This window comes from Kordia jejudonensis, assembly GCF_001005315.1.
Lineage (GTDB): Bacteria > Bacteroidota > Bacteroidia > Flavobacteriales > Flavobacteriaceae > Kordia > Kordia jejudonensis.
Map to the genome: position 1 here is coordinate 1 of NZ_LBMG01000071.1, position 17,606 is coordinate 17,606.

A 17,606-nucleotide genomic window follows, 5' to 3' on the forward strand; every position below is an offset into this window, starting at 1 on the left:
ACATATCAGGGACGTACAACTTTTACATTTATAATTTAGCATTTTATATTTATAATTTCCAATCGCTTCTCAATACAATTTTTCTTCATTTTATTTCGAAAAATCTCTCCTTTAGACTTGCATAGTTATATTTAATAAGTTAGCTCAGCTCTCAATACTAAATTGCACAACAACAATCTTTAGTTTACTTTTATAAAAAACAATTGAAAACACCAAAACTTGAAAGTAAGCGAGATTCTTATCATACTATTATTAGCTGTTGGCGCAATTCAAGGTCTTGTGTATGGGTTTATTCTCTTTAAATCAACAAAATACAATAAAATAGCAAACAGAATTCTTGCTACTATTTTATTTTTGCTCTCCTATCGCCTACTCATTCAAATTATGCGACTGTTTGGCATTGGCTATTACGATTCTTGGTATTATGTGATGATTGATCTCAGTTGGATTCATGGTGCACTTCTCTACTTTTACACCAAAGCACAAACACAATCGCGTTTAAAATTCAAACCAAAAGACTGGCTTCATTTAGTACCTGTAGTTATTCAAATCAGTTTTAGCATTTTTGTACGATTGCAAAATCTCTATTGGGATGGCACAAAAGAGAGTCTCTCCTGGTTAGGATATTACGGATATGTCGTTTGGATGAACAATTCCACAATCTATATCATTGCAAGTATATTGATCATTTTATACGCATACAAATCCAATAAATTACTTAATTCTATTGATCAAAATTTTGAAATAGCTGTAAAAAAACTAACGTGGATCAAACGAATTATTCGTTCGTTCTTAGTGTATTTTAGTATCGTTTTAATCGTTCTTTTGGTAGATTTAGTAATTTACAAAACGGCAAGTAATGCCTCTTATTTTTTACTTCACGCGTTTCTACTATTATCCGTTCTTTATCGGAATTGCCGTATTAACCTATTGGATTTGTTTGGAAGGATTTTCACGAAGAAACGATCCTGAAATTTCTATAAAAAACACCATCAATCCAGATGAATTAGCACGCCTAAAAGTAATCTCTGAAAAATTACGATTGGCGATGGAAGAAGACAAAATGTACAAAGATCAAGAATTATCTGTGCAAAGCTTAGCAAAAAAATTAGACATAAAACCATATTTAATTTCACGTAGTTTAAGTGAAATTGACAACAAACGCTTCAATGATTATGTTAATGCATATCGTGTAAAAGAAATACAATTGTTACTTGATGATACTTCCAATTCAAAATATACTTTACTAAGTTTGGCAATGGAAGCTGGTTTCAACTCAAAATCTTCATTCAATCGTGCTATAAAAAAACAACTTGGCATCTCACCAAGCGAACTAAAAATTAAAAAATAAGGTGTCAATTCTCAAAATGATGCGATGATAGTAAGATAAATAGGGTTCAATTTGCCATTTGAAACGATTTAAAACCTTCAAATGCATAGGTTTGCTTTGAATTTAAAATCTATAACAATGAAAACAATTTATACATTCGTAATTAGTGCTTTCCTTTTAATTCCTACACTCACTAACGCGCAATCTAAAGATATTGATGTAAATGTATTAGTTGGTATGTGGAAACTCGATATGACTCCGCAAGACACAACTGACGAAAACTTTGCTATGATGAAAATTACCAAAGTGGAGAACAATACTTTCAAAGGAGAATTTTACCGTGAAGGTGTCAAGATCAAAAATGCACAACTCAACACGCAACTAGGAATCATTTATGGCGCATTAATTTCAGGAGATGGTACTGGCGATTATAACACCACTTTTTATTATAAAGATGGAAAATTACATGGTTCAACACACGCAATTGAAAGACGATTTTTAGCCGTTTGGATTGCAACTAAAGAAAACTAACAGATGATCAATTCTAATTATAACTATTTGGGAATCATTTTTTGTTTGCTGTTCTTAGTTTCTTCTTGTACTGAAACGAAACCTAGCTTCTTATCTACGTTTACTGTTTCAACAGACACAACACATAAAATTCCCAACGGGCAGCAATACACCTTTGGATACTTACGTGTGTTAGAAAACAGAAACAAACCACAAGGAAATACGATTCAGTTGCCTGTGTATATTTTTAAAAGTAGAAATCCGAACCCGAAAAAAGATCCGATCATTTATACAGTCGGCGGTCCTGGAGCATCTACAATGCCTTCTGCGCAATACATGAAATATTATCAATATTTAAATGATAGAGATTTTATTTTGATCGAACAACGTGGTACACAATATGCAAAACCACATTTAGATTGTCCTGAATGGGCAAAAGCAGCACATATATCAAATCTACCTAACTTTGATGACAATCAATATGATCAGTTGTTTGAGGCTGCGGCAAGCGCATGTAAAAAACGTTTGGAAAAAGACAACATCGATCTTAATCAATACACTACAAATGCAATTGCGGCAGATATCGCAGATTTAAAAAAGGCTTTAAATATTGATACCTATAATTTATTAACCATCTCATACAGCACCAAAATTGCGCAAGTATTACTTCGTGATTATCCTGAAGACATCCGAAGTGTTGTGATGGATTCACCATTACCCTTGGAAGTAAATTATGATGAAGAAAGCATTACCAATTTAATGAATTCGGTTCAAAAACTTCTTTCAGCATGTAAAAGTGATGATGTTTGTAACACAGCATATCCTAATTTGGAAGAACGTTTTTTATCCTATCTTAAAGACAAAACACAAAATCCGTTAAAAGTAATCGTGCAAAATCCAAAAACGAATATGGATGAAACCTTTCTTCTTACAGGATCAGATTTAATCACTATTTTTAAAGCAAGTACATTGGAAAATGTTCCATTTGAAATCAACAAACTTTTACATAATGATCTAAGTTCTTTAAAAATACAACTTCGTTCTCTTTTTGAAGAATCTGGTATTGGTATGGCAATTGGAATGCGCTTATCTGTTTGGTGTGCCGAAGAAAACCCTTTTAATTCTGAAGAAAATATAAAAGCTGAATCTAAAGAATATGCCGAACTAAAAGGACTCTCTCCTGCTGTATTTAGTAAAGAAGTCTGTGATATTTGGAGTGTTAAGAAAGTCTCCAAAATAGAAAACGAAGCCGTCAAAAGTGATATTCCCGTGTTGATAATTAGTGGTGAATACGATACGGAAACTCCTGTAAAATGGGCAACTGCAATGAAACAAAACTTACCAAACAGTAAACATATAATTTTTAAAGGATGGCGACATGGTACAACAACCAATTGGAGTAATCAATGTGCAATGGAAGTAGCGAATGCTTTTTTCAACAATCCAATAGAAAATGTAATTCCTGATTGTTTTTCAGAAATCAAAAATTTAGAATTTAAAACAAATGACTAATGAAGTTCTTTTAGAAAATTAATTCATCTTAAATGTTTACTATTTTAATCAAAAACAGATTTCGACTGCTACGTGCGCAATAAACACAACTAGATAAATGAAATATTTCTTTATCTTCCATCCATGAAAAAATTTCTAATTTCCGCTTTCCTACTCTGTGCTAATTTTACACTATTAGCACAAACCTATGTCTATAAAGGAAATTCAAGTTTTACAAATGATATTATTTGTACGGTAGAAGATGGAAAAGTGTACAACGGAAATTCAAACTTTAGACTTGATATACTTGTAAATGTAAAAAATGCCACGATATACAAAGGCAATTTTAATTTTCTAAAAGATATTATTGCTACTGTGAGAGACGGAAAAGTGTATCGTAAAAATTCGTTCTTTCAAGGCGATATTCTATTCAATATTCAAGAAAACGCAATTTACAGAGGCAATTCCATTTTATCGTTTGATATTATTGCCCGAATTGAAGATGGAAAAGTCTACGCAGAAAATTCTCGTTTCCGTGGTAATATTCTATTCAATTTTGATGGCGAACTCACACTTGAAGAATTTGTAGCCGTTTGGTTTGTATTTCATCAATAAACGGTAACTTTGTTGATACACAATGTTTTGAAACCACATGAGAATTATTTTAATCCCAGGATTGGGGTACGACGATCGTATTTTTCATAAACTACAACTGACAAATATTGAAATTGAATACCTAAATTGGATTGAACCGCTAAAAAACGAACACATTCACGACTATGCGCAACGGTTATTCGCGACTGCAAAACCATCTTCTCAAAAAACAATACTAATTGGACATTCGCTCGGCGGTGTTGTTTCACAAGAAATTGCGAGTGTGCATCAAATTGAAAAAGTTATTCTAATTTCAAGTATTACAGCGCGAAAAGAAATTCCTTGGACATTCAAAATTGTAAAACCTTTACGTTTAGATCGTTTTTTCACAAAAACAATCTGTGTAAAATCCATTCCGTTTTGGGGCAAAAGTCATGGTTTTAATACAGAAACAACAAAGCTGTTTAAAAGCATGATTCAAAAACAAACAAATTCGTACTTGCAATGGGCATTAAGAGCTTTATCTACTTGGAAAGCGCCAAAAATTCCAGCAACTACAAAAATCATTCGCATTCACGGAACCAATGATAAAACTTTGCCGTATAAACTTGTCAGCACACCAGAACTGATCATTGAAAACGGAAGTCATATCGCAGTCATTACAGAAGCTGAAAAAATTTCTGAATTCCTTCAAAAGAATATTCAAAATTAAGCTAAGGCACGTTATTTGTGAATAAAGGAATAACATATTTAACTATCTTTAAACCATGAAAAAGATACTGTGCATACTATTATTGCTCTTTTCAAGTGTTTCTCTTTTTTCACAAGTTGAAATATTTAAAGGAGATTCCGAATCGGATAGTGATTTGCTATTTACGTTACGAGATGAAAAATTATACAAAGAAGATTTAAAATTTAGAGATGATATTTTGTTTACGATGGAAAACTCTCAAATCATGATGGGAGATTCACGATCGGTTTTTGATGTGGTTTATACCTTAAGAGAAGGAAAAGTGTATAATGAACGATCCAGAATGTCAAATCAAGTGATTTTGACCTTAAAAGACGGAATCATCTACAAAAACAATTCTACTTCTATATTTGATATTATTGCCACTGTTAAAGATGGAAAAGTGTATAAAGATCGTGGTCGTTTTACGGATGATATTCTCTTTACTATTGATGGCGATGTGAGTGATCTTGAATTTGTTGCCATTTGGTTTGCGTATCATAAAAGTTTATAAGGAAGTTCAAATGATTTCTTACACAAACAACCTCACTATTAGATTGTTAGCACAAAACTGAATTTTTAGTATTTTAGTAGTAAAGTTTATGTTGTGAAATATATTGCTATCAATCTCTACCAAAAAATGGTTCATCATGCCATTCATGAAGGGTTAACTCCTGATGATCTTCACGATATACCAACACCAATTGATGCGATTCCTGACCTCAACGCAGTGCCTGCCGATCACTTTTTTGAACTTCATGAACTGCTAGATAAAAAATTAGGCGCAGGTTTTTCAATCCGTGTTGGACAACAAATGAAAATTAACGATTATGGTGTGTTGGGATTGGCTTGGCGAACCTGTTCGTGGGTTGGAGAAATATTTGATCGTAGTGAACGTTATTTCAAATTATTATCAGATACGTATGTATTTAAGGTTGAAAAAGGCATAGAAATTTCTAAAATCTATTTGTACAGAGATGCACATCGTCGCGGATTGGAATTATCTAATGAAGCCACTTTTTCCGCCACAGTTGTAGTATTGCAAGCCATGAGTGAAAAAGAAATTTTCCCCGTTTCAGTTTCTTTCAAACATAACGCACCGATAAAATTAGATGATTATCACAATGCTTTTCAATGTCCAATTTTGTTTAATCAGTCGCACAATGTCATTTCATACACAACCGAAGATTTAAATACGCGCACAGCCAAAGCAGATATCAGCATTAATCAATTTTTGGTAGAACGTGTGGAAGAGGAAATCAATGGCATTCAAGTAAGTTCGAATAAATTACTCACAGATATAAAAAATCTTATTACAGATGCACTTCCAAGTGGAATTCCTAGTGTTGCCGAAATTGCTAGCATTGTAGGAATGAGTCCGCGAACCTTTACCCGTAGACTTTCCGAACATGGTGTTACGTTCCGCGATTTAATTCAACAAAAACAGGAAGAACGCGCCATATACCTTCTTTCAAAATCGAATGCTAATTTTGCTGAAATTGCCTTTGAAATTGGTTTTTCTGAACAAAGCGCTTTCAATCGTGCTTTTAAACGCTGGACAGGAAAAACACCTATAGCATATCGTAAATCTTAACATTTTCAGCACTTTGGCGTAAACGGTCAAAACATTGGCGCAAACGGTCAATCACAGCTTTTTAACTTTCCTGAATTTTGTCTCATCAAACTAAAACAATCAGTTATGGGACTTTTAAACATGCTATTTATTACAGTTATACTGAAAATCATTCCTGTGTTTGTTACTTCGGATATTTCAACCGATTTCTACACGGCATATTCAGAAACACAACACACAGAAAAATCGTATATCGAGTTTATACATGAAGACACTAATTGTCTTTTTAAAAACTATACGTTATGGGATTTAAATTAGTAATACTCATCATTGCAACCGTATTGACAGGACTTTCCGCAGGATTATGCTTTACATGGACAAACGCTATTACCACAGGAATTGGCAAACTAGATAATCTTGGTTATTTACAAGCGTTTCAACAAATGAACAGAACTATTATCAATCCAACATTTATCGTTGTCTTTTTTGGACCGCTTTTGGTACAACTCATCAGTATATTTTTATGGAAAGGCATTCCAAAAACAATCATGATTCATTTAATCACGGCTACATTAGTTTACTTTTTTGGCTTGGTACTGGTAACGATTTTCGGAAATGTTCCACTAAATGAAATTTTAAACAACACAAATCTAGCAACAGCAAGTACAAATGATTTGCAAAGCTTACGAAATCTATTCGAAGTACGCTGGAATCAACTACATCTGATCCGAACCATTTCGAGCTTAATTGCTTTTGTATTATTAATCATCACACTTGTAAAAACAGCACAATATCAATCGTAAATAAAATCATATGAAATCAAACATCTTAGTTATTGGCGGTACTGGAAAAACTGGACGCCGTATTGTAAACATTTTAAAAAACGAACAACAAAACGTATTTGTAGGTTCAAGAAATAGTACGCCTGCTTTCGATTGGGACAATCCTGCAAGTTATGCAACAGCATTTAAAGGAATGGACAAAGCGTACATTACCTACTATCCAGATTTGGCTGTTCCTGGCGCAAAAGAAGCCATAGAAACATTGACCAAAATTGCATTAAAAGAAGGATTGGAAAAAGTAGTTTTACTTTCTGGAAAAGGCGAAAAAGAAGCAGAAGCTTGTGAACAAATTGTTGCCAATTCTGGTCTTAATTATACCATTGTAAGAGCTTCTTGGTTTAATCAAAACTTTAGTGAAAGTGTATTTTTAGAATCAATTTTAGCAGGCCATGTAGCTTTGCCGATGGCGGAAGCCGAAATTCCCTTTGTAGATGCAGATGATATTGCCGAAGTTGCCGTAAAAGCATTGTTAGATGATACGTATAACGGACACACCATTACCGTAACTGGTCCGCGAAAACTAACATTTAAAGAAGTCATTGCTACAATAGCTGAAGCGAGCAAACGAACCATTAATTTTCAAGCAATTTCATTAGAAGCTTATATAGAAGGTATGAAAAAAGCTGGATTGCCTGATGATTATATTTGGCTTTTTGGATATTTATTTAAAGAAGTATTGGGCAATGCGGACAATCAAACTATTTCTAACGATGTGGAAAAAGTTTTGGGTAGAAAAGCAATCGATTTTTCGGAGTATGCACAAAAAACAGCAGCAACTGGCGTTTGGAATCAAGCTATCACACAAACGCTGTAAAAAAATAATCATCAATCAAACTTAAACCCTAAAAAGCTATCGCAACTATGTGGTAGCTTTTTTGCTTTTAAAGAGTATATCTACCTCATTATCAATACGTAGTAACACGTGTTTTTCAATATTTAGTCCATATAAAATTGTTCAAACTCAATCTTTCATTTACATTTAGATAGATCAAACTCTGAAAACGTATATCATGAAAAAAACTAAAAAACCAAACATTCTCATTCTAATTACCGATCAACAACGAAGCATTCAGCATTTTCCAGAAGGTTGGGCAGAAGCACATTTGCCATGGACAACACATTTGAAAAAAACAGGTGTTACATTTAAAAATAACATGTGTAGTTCTACGGCTTGTTCACCTAGTAGATCTACTATTTTTTCAAGCACGTATCCTACAATTAACGGTGTTTTGAAGGTAAATGACACCATAAATATGAGTAGAACTTTACCCATGGGCGGATCAATTGCGACGCTGGGTAAAATTATGACCGATTCAGGATATCGCATGGTTTACAAAGGAAAATGGCATTTAGACAGTTCGTTTGCAAACTTTAGTTTTATGCGTCCTTCCGATATGGATCGAATGATGATTGAAGATGATGCCATGGAAAATCATTATGCGTTTCCTGGTTGGACATCGCCCGATTTCGGCACTGCGGAAGCAAATCTTACAGAACGATCCGTTCAGAAACCTGATGAAAATACTCCGTTAAATTCTATTGGTGGCGGATTTGCAAATAATGATCATAGAATTGTAAACGGACCTATGTTTGCCGAACATCAAGAATCGGCAGTGGATTTTATTAAAAATTACAATCCTGAAGATGAAAAACCATTTTGTTTGGTGGTTTCTTTGGCGAATCCGCATGATGTTTGGGTATATCCGTTTGCGCCTGATAGTGCTGGATATACAGAGCATACATGGTTAGAAAGCGCATATGATAATTTTGAACTTCCAGACAGTTATGAAAGCTCGCTAGACGAAAAACCGCAGGCACAACAAGATTTCTTAAAAGGTTTTCAACGTGGTAAAATAAAAGACGCCGATAGAGCTAAAAATTATTTAAAATTCTACGCGTATTTACAAACCTTAATTGATGATTTAACAGGCGATATTATTAAAGCCATGCGTGAAAATATTCATGTTGGCGATCAATTGGAAAAAGATACGTATGTCATCAGGTTATCCGATCATGGAGAAATGGCAATGTCACAAGGCGGATTGCGTCAAAAAGAAAATAATATCTACAAGGAAACCATCAATATTCCGATGATATTTTCCAATCCAAACTTACCGCAAAATGTGGTAAAAGACGATTTAGTTTCATTAATTGATGTACTTCCTACGATAGCCGATTTAACAGGAGCAACCATTCCTGAAAACATCGCAATTCAAGGCGAAAGCTATGCCAATACAGTTTTGAATGGCGTTTCTAATGAACGAAAATACAATTTCTTTGCTACAGATGATTGTTCCATGTCTTCCTACACATGCATTCGCGGAATTATAAGTCATCGCTACAAATATGGTGTGTATTATGCTGCCGATTATAGCAATCAAAACTATGGTATTGTAAATTTTAACGGAGAAATTTCAGCTAGTAAAGATGATGAAAACGTGCCTGCTACAGAAATTCAGTATGAATTATATGATTACAGTACAGAAGATGGACTATCAGAAACTACAAATTTGTTAAATGATTCTGACAATGTTAGTGGAGATTTGTTAGAAATATGGCAAGAATTACACGAAATCCTTACCACCAAAATGAAGGAAACTTACACACTTCCTGAAAATTGGGAATTTGCAAATGTGCCAAGTGTTTCAACGGAATAATTTTTAAGAAGTTACAAAGCAAACTAATTACTTTAAAAACTATCACATAAAACGACACCTTTAGGACTTTACAATCTTTTTTGTCAATGTTCCTTTAGGTGTTGTTATTTGTAAGAAATACATTCCTTTGGCTTGTATATTTGACATATCTATCTGCATTTTATCTGTATTGATATTTTTTGAAAACAATTGTTTCCCATCAATGGAAGTCAACGTAAGTGTTCCTTTGGTTGATTGCGGAAAATTTACAAACAATTGATCTTGTACCGGATTAGGAAATACTTTAATCGCTTGTAAAAACTGCTCTTCTACCGATAGCAATAGATAATATCCAATAGTATCAATCTCTAACAATCCTGCTATATGTTCTCCTTCTGTTGCTAGTGTAGTACTATGAATAATTTCTGTTGATGTAACTGTTTCTAAAACACTTTGAAGATCAACATTTGTTGCTGATCCTGGAAATAATGTAAATATATTACTTTCAATATTTAAAGGAAATCCACCAATTATCCAATCGGAATTTGCAGGAACAATAAAAGCATCAGTAGATACAATTTTAGCATTATTAATTCCTGTTAAAACAATTCTTAAATGTAAATCAAAACTATTGGAATTCCTTACCATAAATTCACAACTATCAACTGCTGGAAATCCAAATGCTCCTGCAATAAACAAATCGCCCTCAAGAAAGTCTAACGATTTAATACTCATGCTTCCTGCCGCAGTATTTGAACCATCACTCGTTTTTCTTAAGTAATTGAAATCTCCGTTATATAATGGATCTGGAATTGCATGAACTTCATTGGTTAATCCATTGGTCGTTCCATCAGAATTTGTCCAATTATTTAATGTTCCATCTTCAAAAGTATTAAATTGAGCATGCGCCAATAGTGGTAGTAAAAATAATAGATAGCGTAATTGTTTTTTCATGATGGTGGTTTTACAATGAGATATTCAAATATACCTATTTACGTATCATATTAAAATCTATTGAACCCTAATAAGACAAATAATTTATGTGTTTAGGGCAATAAACATACGTTTCTAACACGAGGATTTATTTCGTTTCCGTAAAACTGATTTGTTATTTACTGAGTGGAATTTAAAGTTAACCATTGTACAATTCTAAGCGTAACGTTTGAAAACATCAACGATACTTCTCCTTAGACAAACGTATACGCCCAATAGATCAAAAAAGCTTGCATCGGCAATCGAATCAACGTTGGAATAACATATTTGCCTTTGCGTCGCGCCATTTGAAAATGATTCCAATTTGCAGGAAATACGGCAATTAATAGCGCGATAATTCCAATAGCGGCATACGAACGAGTTGCTTCAAATATGACTGCAATTCCTAAGATAATTTCAATAACACCTACCAAAATATTTACTTTTTCAGGAGAAGGAACCCATTTGGGAGTTACTTTAAGAAACAGTTTTGGTGTTACAAAATGAAAAATGCCAGCAAAAACATAAATTGCTGCCATGGCGTATAAAGAAATCAGTTGTGGTGTTGACATTGGGTAAAGTTAAGATTTTTTAGAGAAGAACTTCCTTTTTATGTTTACAATGAAAAGATGTAACCTGTATTGATTTGCTAAAAAATTTGTTTTCACAACTAAAAATAGTAGTTTCCCTGTTGAAATAACTACATGTCAAATCATCGTCACTTTATCATTCACAAACCCTTTGGCTATCTGTCACAATTTGTGAACAATCAAAACAAACGAAAAAACAAAAAGCTTTTGGGAGAATTAAACGATTTCCCTGAAGGAATTATGGCAATTGGTCGCTTGGATGAAGATTCAGAAGGTTTGTTATTTCTCACTACAGACGGAATGGTCAGCGAGCAAGTGAGAAGCAAAAAAGTAGCCAAAGAATACTATGTTCAAGTTGATGGAGACATTACTCAAGAAGCTATAGAACAACTAAAAACGGGCGTTGAAATTGGTATTCATGGAAAAAAGTATCAAACACTTCCGTGTGAAGCGCACAAACTGCAAAGTGAACCAAACTTTAAAGCGAGAACAAAAAAATTACGTGATGCACGACATGGACCTACCAGTTGGATTTCCGTTACGTTACACGAAGGAAAGTTTCGCCAAGTTCGAAAAATGACAGCAAAAGTTGGATTTCCTACGTTACGTTTACTACGCGTCCGAATTGGAACTATTTTACTAAACGATTTACCATCAGGAGCAATTATTGAAGTTGATGCTTTTGATGTTTAATAACCGCTACATACGACTAAAAAACAAAGTTCATATCTAAAATCTTATAATATACATTTATAATTTCAAAACGCCTTTTTGTTAAAAAAACTCACCAATACAACCCATCTTTTCAAAATTGTGTAACTTTCAGTCATCAAACCAATCAACACACATGAAAAGATTACTACAATTTCTAGTAATTATGTTTCCGCTTGCTCTTTTGTGTCAACCCAATACAGAAGTCTATCTATTTGATTTAGATACTACAGGAAATCAAATTAGTATCTCCAACGGAAAAAATATTTCCAACAACGAAGGTTATGACAATCAACCTTCATTTAAAGATGATAATACGCTATTGTTTGCCGCTACGCGAAACGCACAAACAGATGTACTTTCATACTCTATACGTGATGAAATAAAAAAATGGTTAACTGACACGAAACAAGGAAGTGAATATTCGCCTACGCAAATTCCAAAATCAAAAAAATTCTCAGCAATACGACTCGACACGACTGGAAAACAATTTTTATATCGATATCATAAAGAAAAAAGCAAAGCCTTACTCAAAGATTTAGTCATTGGATATTACGTATGGAATTCTGATAACATCCTAGCCTCTTTTGTATTAGGCGAACCAAACATACTGATTTTGTCAAACTTCAGAAAAAATACACATCCTACAATTGACACCAATATTGGACGCTCATTACACAACATTCCAAATTCAAATTTGATCAGTTATATCAAAAAGAAAAAAGAGGAATGGGAAATTCGTTCGCTAAACCCAAAAACTGGAGAAACTAAAAGAATTGCCACAACGGTTCCAAATGTAGAAGATATGTGTTGGCTGGCAGATGGTTCCATTTTGATGGGAAAAGGAAAAGCATTGTATCACTTTGATCCTAAAAAAGATGCAGCTTGGAAAATTATAAAACTATTTGATACAGAAGCATTTGATAATATTACTCGAATTGCCGTCAACGAAGCAAATAACAAAATTGCTATTGTTGCTGAACCTGAAACAACGCTTGAACCAAAACTTGAAAATATTCGTTGGATTGCTGGAAACTGGAAAGGCGAAGCTTTTGGTGGAATTACAGAAGAAAATTGGAGCGAACCTTCTGGTGGTTCTATGATGGCGACTTTTAAATTGATCGTTGATGGAAAAGTAAACTTTTATGAAATAGAAACCATTTCGGAAGTAAACAATAGTTTGCTTTTATGCTTAAAACACTTCAATAACGACCTAAAAGGCTGGGAAACAAAAGACGAAACCGTTGATTTCCCTTTGATCAGAGTGACTAAAAACAAAGCTATTTTTGAAGGAATGACGTTTGAATCTACAGACGAGCATAATATGATTGTGTATGTAGCTATTGGACAAAAAGACGGCACAACAGCCATTGTTCCATTCCATTACACCAAAAGCAACTAAAATGAAGCATTCAAGAAGCAGATTAGAATCGTTAAGCGATGGAGTATTCGCCTTTGCAGCAACATTAATGGTTGTAAATATTGGCGCAACGACTGATTTTTCTTCTTTCAAAGCAGAACTACCCACATTTGTAAGTTTCGGAATCAGTTTCTTTGTCATGATGGCACTCTGGAAACTGCATTATAACTTTTTCAGGCGGACAAAATATGTAGACAACTGGGTTATTGTATACAATACGGTTTTCCTATTTACGATTCTATTTTATGTTTTTCCACTAAAATCATTAGCTTCCGCAGGAATTCTAAAAATAAAAATGACACCAGAAGAATTAGCCGAACTTTTTCAACTATACAGTATCGGTTTTGCGCTCATCTTTCTCTGTTTAGTACTCATGTACAAACGCGCGTTCAAAAAAGATGAATTCAACGAAAACAGAATCTCACTCCTATTCTACAAACGACACTTTTTTATCTTTGTAATGGTAGGAATCTTATCGTTTTTCATTGCATATGTACACATTGGCATCAAATTCGGATTGCCTGGAATCATTTACAGTATTCTAGGAATTCTTTGTTACGCACACAGTAAACAATTTCGAAAAAAATATCCTTCAAATACTTTATCCATATGAAAAAAATCATCACTTCCATCCTACTCTTTTCAGTAACATTCATGTTTTCGCAAACCGATCAACGTTTGTATGATATCATTGAAGCTGTTTCGGCAGATCGTATTGAAAACGACATCAAAACCTTAGCCAACTTTGGTACACGAAATACCTTTAGCGATACCATTTCGGAAACTCGCGGAATTGGTGCGGCACGCCGTTGGATAAAAGGAGAATTTGACAAAATTTCAGACAATTGTGATGACTGTTTGAATGTATTCTATCAAAAAGATTTTGTAACCAAAGAAGGAAATCGTCGTGTCCCAAAAGATGCGTGGGTTGTCAATGTTGTAGCGATTCAAAAAGGTACAAAATATCCAAATCGTTACATCATTATGAGTGGCGATATCGATTCGCGCGCCAGCGACACTATGGACTTTACCACGGATGCGCCAGGAGCTAACGACAACGCGTCAGGAATGGCAGGAACTATTGAAGCTGCCAGAGTATTATCAAAATATAAATTTGAAAATAGCATCATTTATGTTGGACTTTCAGGAGAAGAACAAGGTTTATTTGGCGGACAAGGCTTGGCAAAATATGCAAAAGATCAAGGTTGGGATATCATTGGCGTATTAAACAACGATATGATTGGAAATATTGAAGGTGTTGATGGTGTAATTGACAATCGTTCGTTCCGAATTTTCTCAGAACCAGTTCCTGCTAATGAAACAGAACGTCAACGTAGATTGCGTCGTTTCTACGGTGGCGAAGTGGATGGAATTTCAAGACAACTAGCACGTTACGTACACAAACAAGTAAAAACATACATGCCTGAAATGAACCCAATGCTCATTTATAGATTAGATCGTTTTGGTCGTGGCGGACATCACAGACCTTTTAACGACTTAGGTTTTGCAGGAATCCGAATCATGGAAGCACATGAAAACTACAATCGTCAGCATCAAGACATTCGTGAAGAAAACGGCATCAAATACGGCGATGTTATTGAAGGTGTAAATTTTGCTTACGCGAAAAAACTCACCGCAGTAAACGCGATCAACTTGGCAAGTTTGGCTTGGTCACCTTTGCCTCCAAAAGAAGTTGAAATTGGTGGAATTGTAGAGCCAAGCGTAAAATTTCGCTGGAAAAAATCAGACGATTCTAATGTAATTGGTTACAAAATATATTGGAGAGATACGACAGCGCCACAATGGCAACATTCACGTTTTGTGGGCGATGTTACAGAATTTACACTCAAAGGAATTGTAATTGACAATTATTACTTCGGAATTGCTACGGTAAGCAAAACAGGACATGAAAGTCTCATTGTATTTCCTGCGAAAACATTTAGGTAAAAAAAATAATGACAGTAAAAGACGAGCTATACTTTAAAAACACAAAAGAGTGGCGTGAATGGTTGCAAAAAAATCATGATACGTCAACAGGTATATATCTTATCTTCTACAAAGTAAGTTCGGCAACAGAAAGTATGCGCTGGGAAGAAGCCGTCAAAGAAGCTTTGTGTTTTGGCTGGATTGACAGTACAGTAAAAAAACTAGACGACGAACGCAGGCGACAATACTTCTGTCCTCGTAAACCCAAAAGTGTGTGGAGTAAACTTAATAAATCCTACATTGTACAACTCACTGCTGAAAACAAAATGCACGAAAGTGGTACACAAAAAATGATTGATGCAATCAAAGATGGTTCATGGACAGCATTGGATGATGTTGAAAACTTAGTCGTTCCCAAAGACTTACAAACAGCATTTGACAATTCTCCAAAAGCATTTCAAAACTATCAAAACTTTAGTCCTTCCTACAGAAAAAGCTATTTATATTGGCTAAATCAGGCGAAACGCGAAACAACTCGTAAGAAAAGAATTACCGAAATCATTCGTTTCTGTGCAAAAAACATAAAATCGAGAGATATACGTTAACATTAGTAAGAATATTAAGTATCGTATTAATCTAATTAATATCTTGCGTTCAATTATTATGAAAAAGATGAAAAAGTTACCAATATTAGTAATAGCGATGTTATTACTACTTTCCCATGTGGCATATGCTCAAAATGATTGTAATGAAGCCATCGTAGTATGTGGCAATCTAGGTTTTCAAGACTTAGATGTTGTCGGTGTCGGAACCCAAGAACTTTCAGGTTCAAACACTTGCGGAAGTCAAGAAAACAATTCCTTATGGTTAGATGTTACTGTAAATACTGGTGGAACCTTAGGTTTTACCTTAACACCAACAAGTACGGCTATTACGGAAGATTTTGACTTCTTTATATTTGGTCCAAATGTAAGCTGTGGAAATATCGGGCAAGCCATTCGTTGTTCTACAACAAATCCACAAGCTGCAAATCAAGGAAACAATCTCACAGGAATGAATGCCACGGAAACAGACACCGCTGAAGGTCCTGGAGCTGGCGGAAATAGTTTTGTATGTTGGCTTGATGTAAATCCAGGAGAACGTTATTTCATTGTCATAGACAGACCTATTGGTAATAGTAGCTTTGACTTACAATGGACAGGAACGGCTACATTTAACGATGCACCTGATACCGTGCCGCAAGGAACATTATTACATTTAGCAGAATGTGATACAACTGGCGATCCAAATGACAGTTCTACTCTTTTTGATCTTACCGTAAATACACCTATAATCATTGGAACGCAAACAGGAATCAGTATTTCCTATTACACATCACTTGGAAATGCTCAAACCGCTAACAGTCCAATACAAAATCCTGCCGCATTTCAAAATACAAGTGCTCCACAAACCATTTTCGTTCGTATACAAGATAACAATACTGGCTGTTTTACTATTGACGACTTTCAATTACGGATTACTGGAAATCTTGATCCTGGAATACCAAGTAATTTAACACTTTGTGATGTAAATGATGATGGTGTTGAAATATTCGATTTAACTCAAAATAATACGCTTATCGCGAATGGTGTCGCAAGTCCAACCGTAACTTTCTATCTATCGGAAACGAATGCGCAAAGTGCCATGAATCCGATTTCGGACATGTATCAAAATCAAAATGCATTTACGCAAGAAACCATTTGGGCACGATTAGACGGTGGTTCAGGATGTTCGGGCGTAACTTCATTTACGATTGAAGTTTTTGCTACCCCAACTGCCAACGTTATCGACGATCAATTGATTTGTGATGATAACAATGATGGTTTTTCTACCTTGAATTTAGATGATTTTGTTACTCTTGTACTCGGAACTCAAGATCCAAATCAGTTTACAGTAACCTTTCATCCTTCACAGATGGATGCTGATATGAATACCAATCCAATTGCAGGAATGTACACCAATCAAACTGCTTATACATTGGAAGAAATCTTCGTTCGTATCGAGAATAATGACAATACAGATTGTTTTGCTACGGATGCTTTTGACTTTGATGTCTTTGATCAACCTGTGGCGAATACTGTTGCTAACTACGAACTCTGTGATGATGCCGTTGATGGCGATGATACCAATGGTTTTGCTACCTTTGATTTCTCTACAATTGATCCGATTGTGCTTGATACGCAAGATCCTACACAATTTTCTGTGTCCTATCATGCCAATCAAAATGATGCAAATGATAACA

Annotated in this window: 19 protein-coding genes and 1 pseudogene; 18 read left to right on the forward strand and 2 right to left on the reverse strand. The window is 34.6% G+C overall.

All coding sequences use genetic code 11. The features are described from left to right. Positions 1-219 precede the first annotated feature (219 nt). The 12 genes from AA089_RS25260 to AA089_RS21695 all read left to right on the forward strand — a co-directional run bounded on the left by AA089_RS25260 (position 220) and on the right by AA089_RS21695 (position 9,727). On the forward strand, positions 220-972 hold the full coding sequence (locus AA089_RS25260) for a hypothetical protein (protein WP_053002625.1): 753 nt from the start codon (positions 220-222) through the stop codon (positions 970-972). Further along, positions 941-1,351, forward strand: a complete 411-nt coding sequence (locus AA089_RS24345; protein WP_053002626.1) for a helix-turn-helix domain-containing protein — start codon at positions 941-943, stop codon at positions 1,349-1,351. The genes AA089_RS25260 and AA089_RS24345 overlap by 32 nt, the downstream gene beginning before the upstream one ends. Before the next feature lie 117 nt (positions 1,352-1,468). Continuing rightward, positions 1,469-1,861, forward strand: a complete 393-nt coding sequence (locus AA089_RS21655; RefSeq protein WP_046759111.1) for a hypothetical protein — start codon at positions 1,469-1,471, stop codon at positions 1,859-1,861. 3 nt (positions 1,862-1,864) lie between these two features. Then, positions 1,865-3,352: an alpha/beta fold hydrolase gene (locus AA089_RS21660; protein WP_046759112.1), complete on the forward strand. Its 1,488-nt coding sequence runs from the start codon at positions 1,865-1,867 to the stop codon at positions 3,350-3,352. Positions 3,353-3,475: 123 nt separating this feature from the next. After that, entirely contained in the window at positions 3,476-3,946 is a 471-nt protein-coding gene (locus AA089_RS21665) for a hypothetical protein (protein ID WP_046759113.1), read from the forward strand. 37 nt (positions 3,947-3,983) lie between these two features. Then, complete coding sequence (locus AA089_RS21670; protein WP_046759114.1) at positions 3,984-4,637, forward strand: alpha/beta hydrolase; 654 nt, start codon at positions 3,984-3,986, stop codon at positions 4,635-4,637. Positions 4,638-4,692: 55 nt separating this feature from the next. After that, entirely contained in the window at positions 4,693-5,169 is a 477-nt protein-coding gene (locus AA089_RS21675; protein ID WP_156169213.1) for a hypothetical protein, read from the forward strand. A 93-nt stretch (positions 5,170-5,262) separates the two neighbouring features. Beyond that, complete coding sequence (locus AA089_RS21680) at positions 5,263-6,249, forward strand: AraC family transcriptional regulator (RefSeq protein WP_156169216.1); 987 nt, start codon at positions 5,263-5,265, stop codon at positions 6,247-6,249. Between the two features lie 105 nt (positions 6,250-6,354). Continuing rightward, complete coding sequence (locus tag AA089_RS25070) at positions 6,355-6,546, forward strand: hypothetical protein (RefSeq protein WP_156169218.1); 192 nt, start codon at positions 6,355-6,357, stop codon at positions 6,544-6,546. Continuing rightward, positions 6,531-7,031: an anthrone oxygenase family protein gene (locus tag AA089_RS21685; protein ID WP_046759117.1), complete on the forward strand. Its 501-nt coding sequence runs from the start codon at positions 6,531-6,533 to the stop codon at positions 7,029-7,031. The genes AA089_RS25070 and AA089_RS21685 overlap by 16 nt, the downstream gene beginning before the upstream one ends. A 10-nt stretch (positions 7,032-7,041) precedes the next feature. Next, on the forward strand, positions 7,042-7,884 hold the full coding sequence (locus AA089_RS21690; RefSeq protein WP_046759118.1) for an NmrA family NAD(P)-binding protein: 843 nt from the start codon (positions 7,042-7,044) through the stop codon (positions 7,882-7,884). 196 nt (positions 7,885-8,080) lie between these two features. After that, positions 8,081-9,727: a sulfatase-like hydrolase/transferase gene (locus AA089_RS21695; protein WP_046759119.1), complete on the forward strand. Its 1,647-nt coding sequence runs from the start codon at positions 8,081-8,083 to the stop codon at positions 9,725-9,727. Between the two features lie 60 nt (positions 9,728-9,787). Here AA089_RS21695 and AA089_RS21700 read toward each other — a convergent pair whose 3' ends face one another. Further along, positions 9,788-10,660, reverse strand: coding sequence for a T9SS type A sorting domain-containing protein (locus AA089_RS21700; protein ID WP_046759120.1), 873 nt, complete (start codon positions 10,658-10,660; stop codon positions 9,788-9,790). 233 nt (positions 10,661-10,893) lie between these two features. Next, positions 10,894-11,250, reverse strand: coding sequence for a DoxX family protein (locus AA089_RS21705; protein ID WP_046759121.1), 357 nt, complete (start codon positions 11,248-11,250; stop codon positions 10,894-10,896). A 132-nt stretch (positions 11,251-11,382) separates the two neighbouring features. Here AA089_RS21705 and AA089_RS21710 point away from each other — a divergent pair, with 132 nt between their 5' ends. The 6 genes and pseudogenes from AA089_RS21710 to AA089_RS25490 all read left to right on the forward strand — a co-directional run. Continuing rightward, positions 11,383-11,961 (forward strand): pseudouridine synthase, encoded by a 579-nt coding sequence (locus tag AA089_RS21710; RefSeq protein WP_046759122.1) that lies wholly within the window; start codon positions 11,383-11,385, stop codon positions 11,959-11,961. A gap of 154 nt (positions 11,962-12,115) precedes the next feature. After that, positions 12,116-13,381: a DUF6265 family protein gene (locus tag AA089_RS25625; RefSeq protein ID WP_241480026.1), complete on the forward strand. Its 1,266-nt coding sequence runs from the start codon at positions 12,116-12,118 to the stop codon at positions 13,379-13,381. 1 nt (position 13,382) lies between these two features. Beyond that, positions 13,383-14,012: a TMEM175 family protein gene (locus tag AA089_RS21720; RefSeq protein ID WP_046759123.1), complete on the forward strand. Its 630-nt coding sequence runs from the start codon at positions 13,383-13,385 to the stop codon at positions 14,010-14,012. Further along, positions 14,009-15,346 (forward strand): M28 family peptidase, encoded by a 1,338-nt coding sequence (locus AA089_RS21725; RefSeq protein WP_046759124.1) that lies wholly within the window; start codon positions 14,009-14,011, stop codon positions 15,344-15,346. Before AA089_RS21720 ends, AA089_RS21725 begins: the two co-directional genes overlap by 4 nt. 8 nt (positions 15,347-15,354) lie before the next feature. Then, positions 15,355-15,930, forward strand: a complete 576-nt coding sequence (locus AA089_RS21730; RefSeq protein WP_046759125.1) for a YdeI/OmpD-associated family protein — start codon at positions 15,355-15,357, stop codon at positions 15,928-15,930. A 67-nt stretch (positions 15,931-15,997) separates the two neighbouring features. Further along, a pseudogene (locus AA089_RS25490) lies at positions 15,998-17,606 on the forward strand (T9SS type B sorting domain-containing protein); the annotation flags it as partial.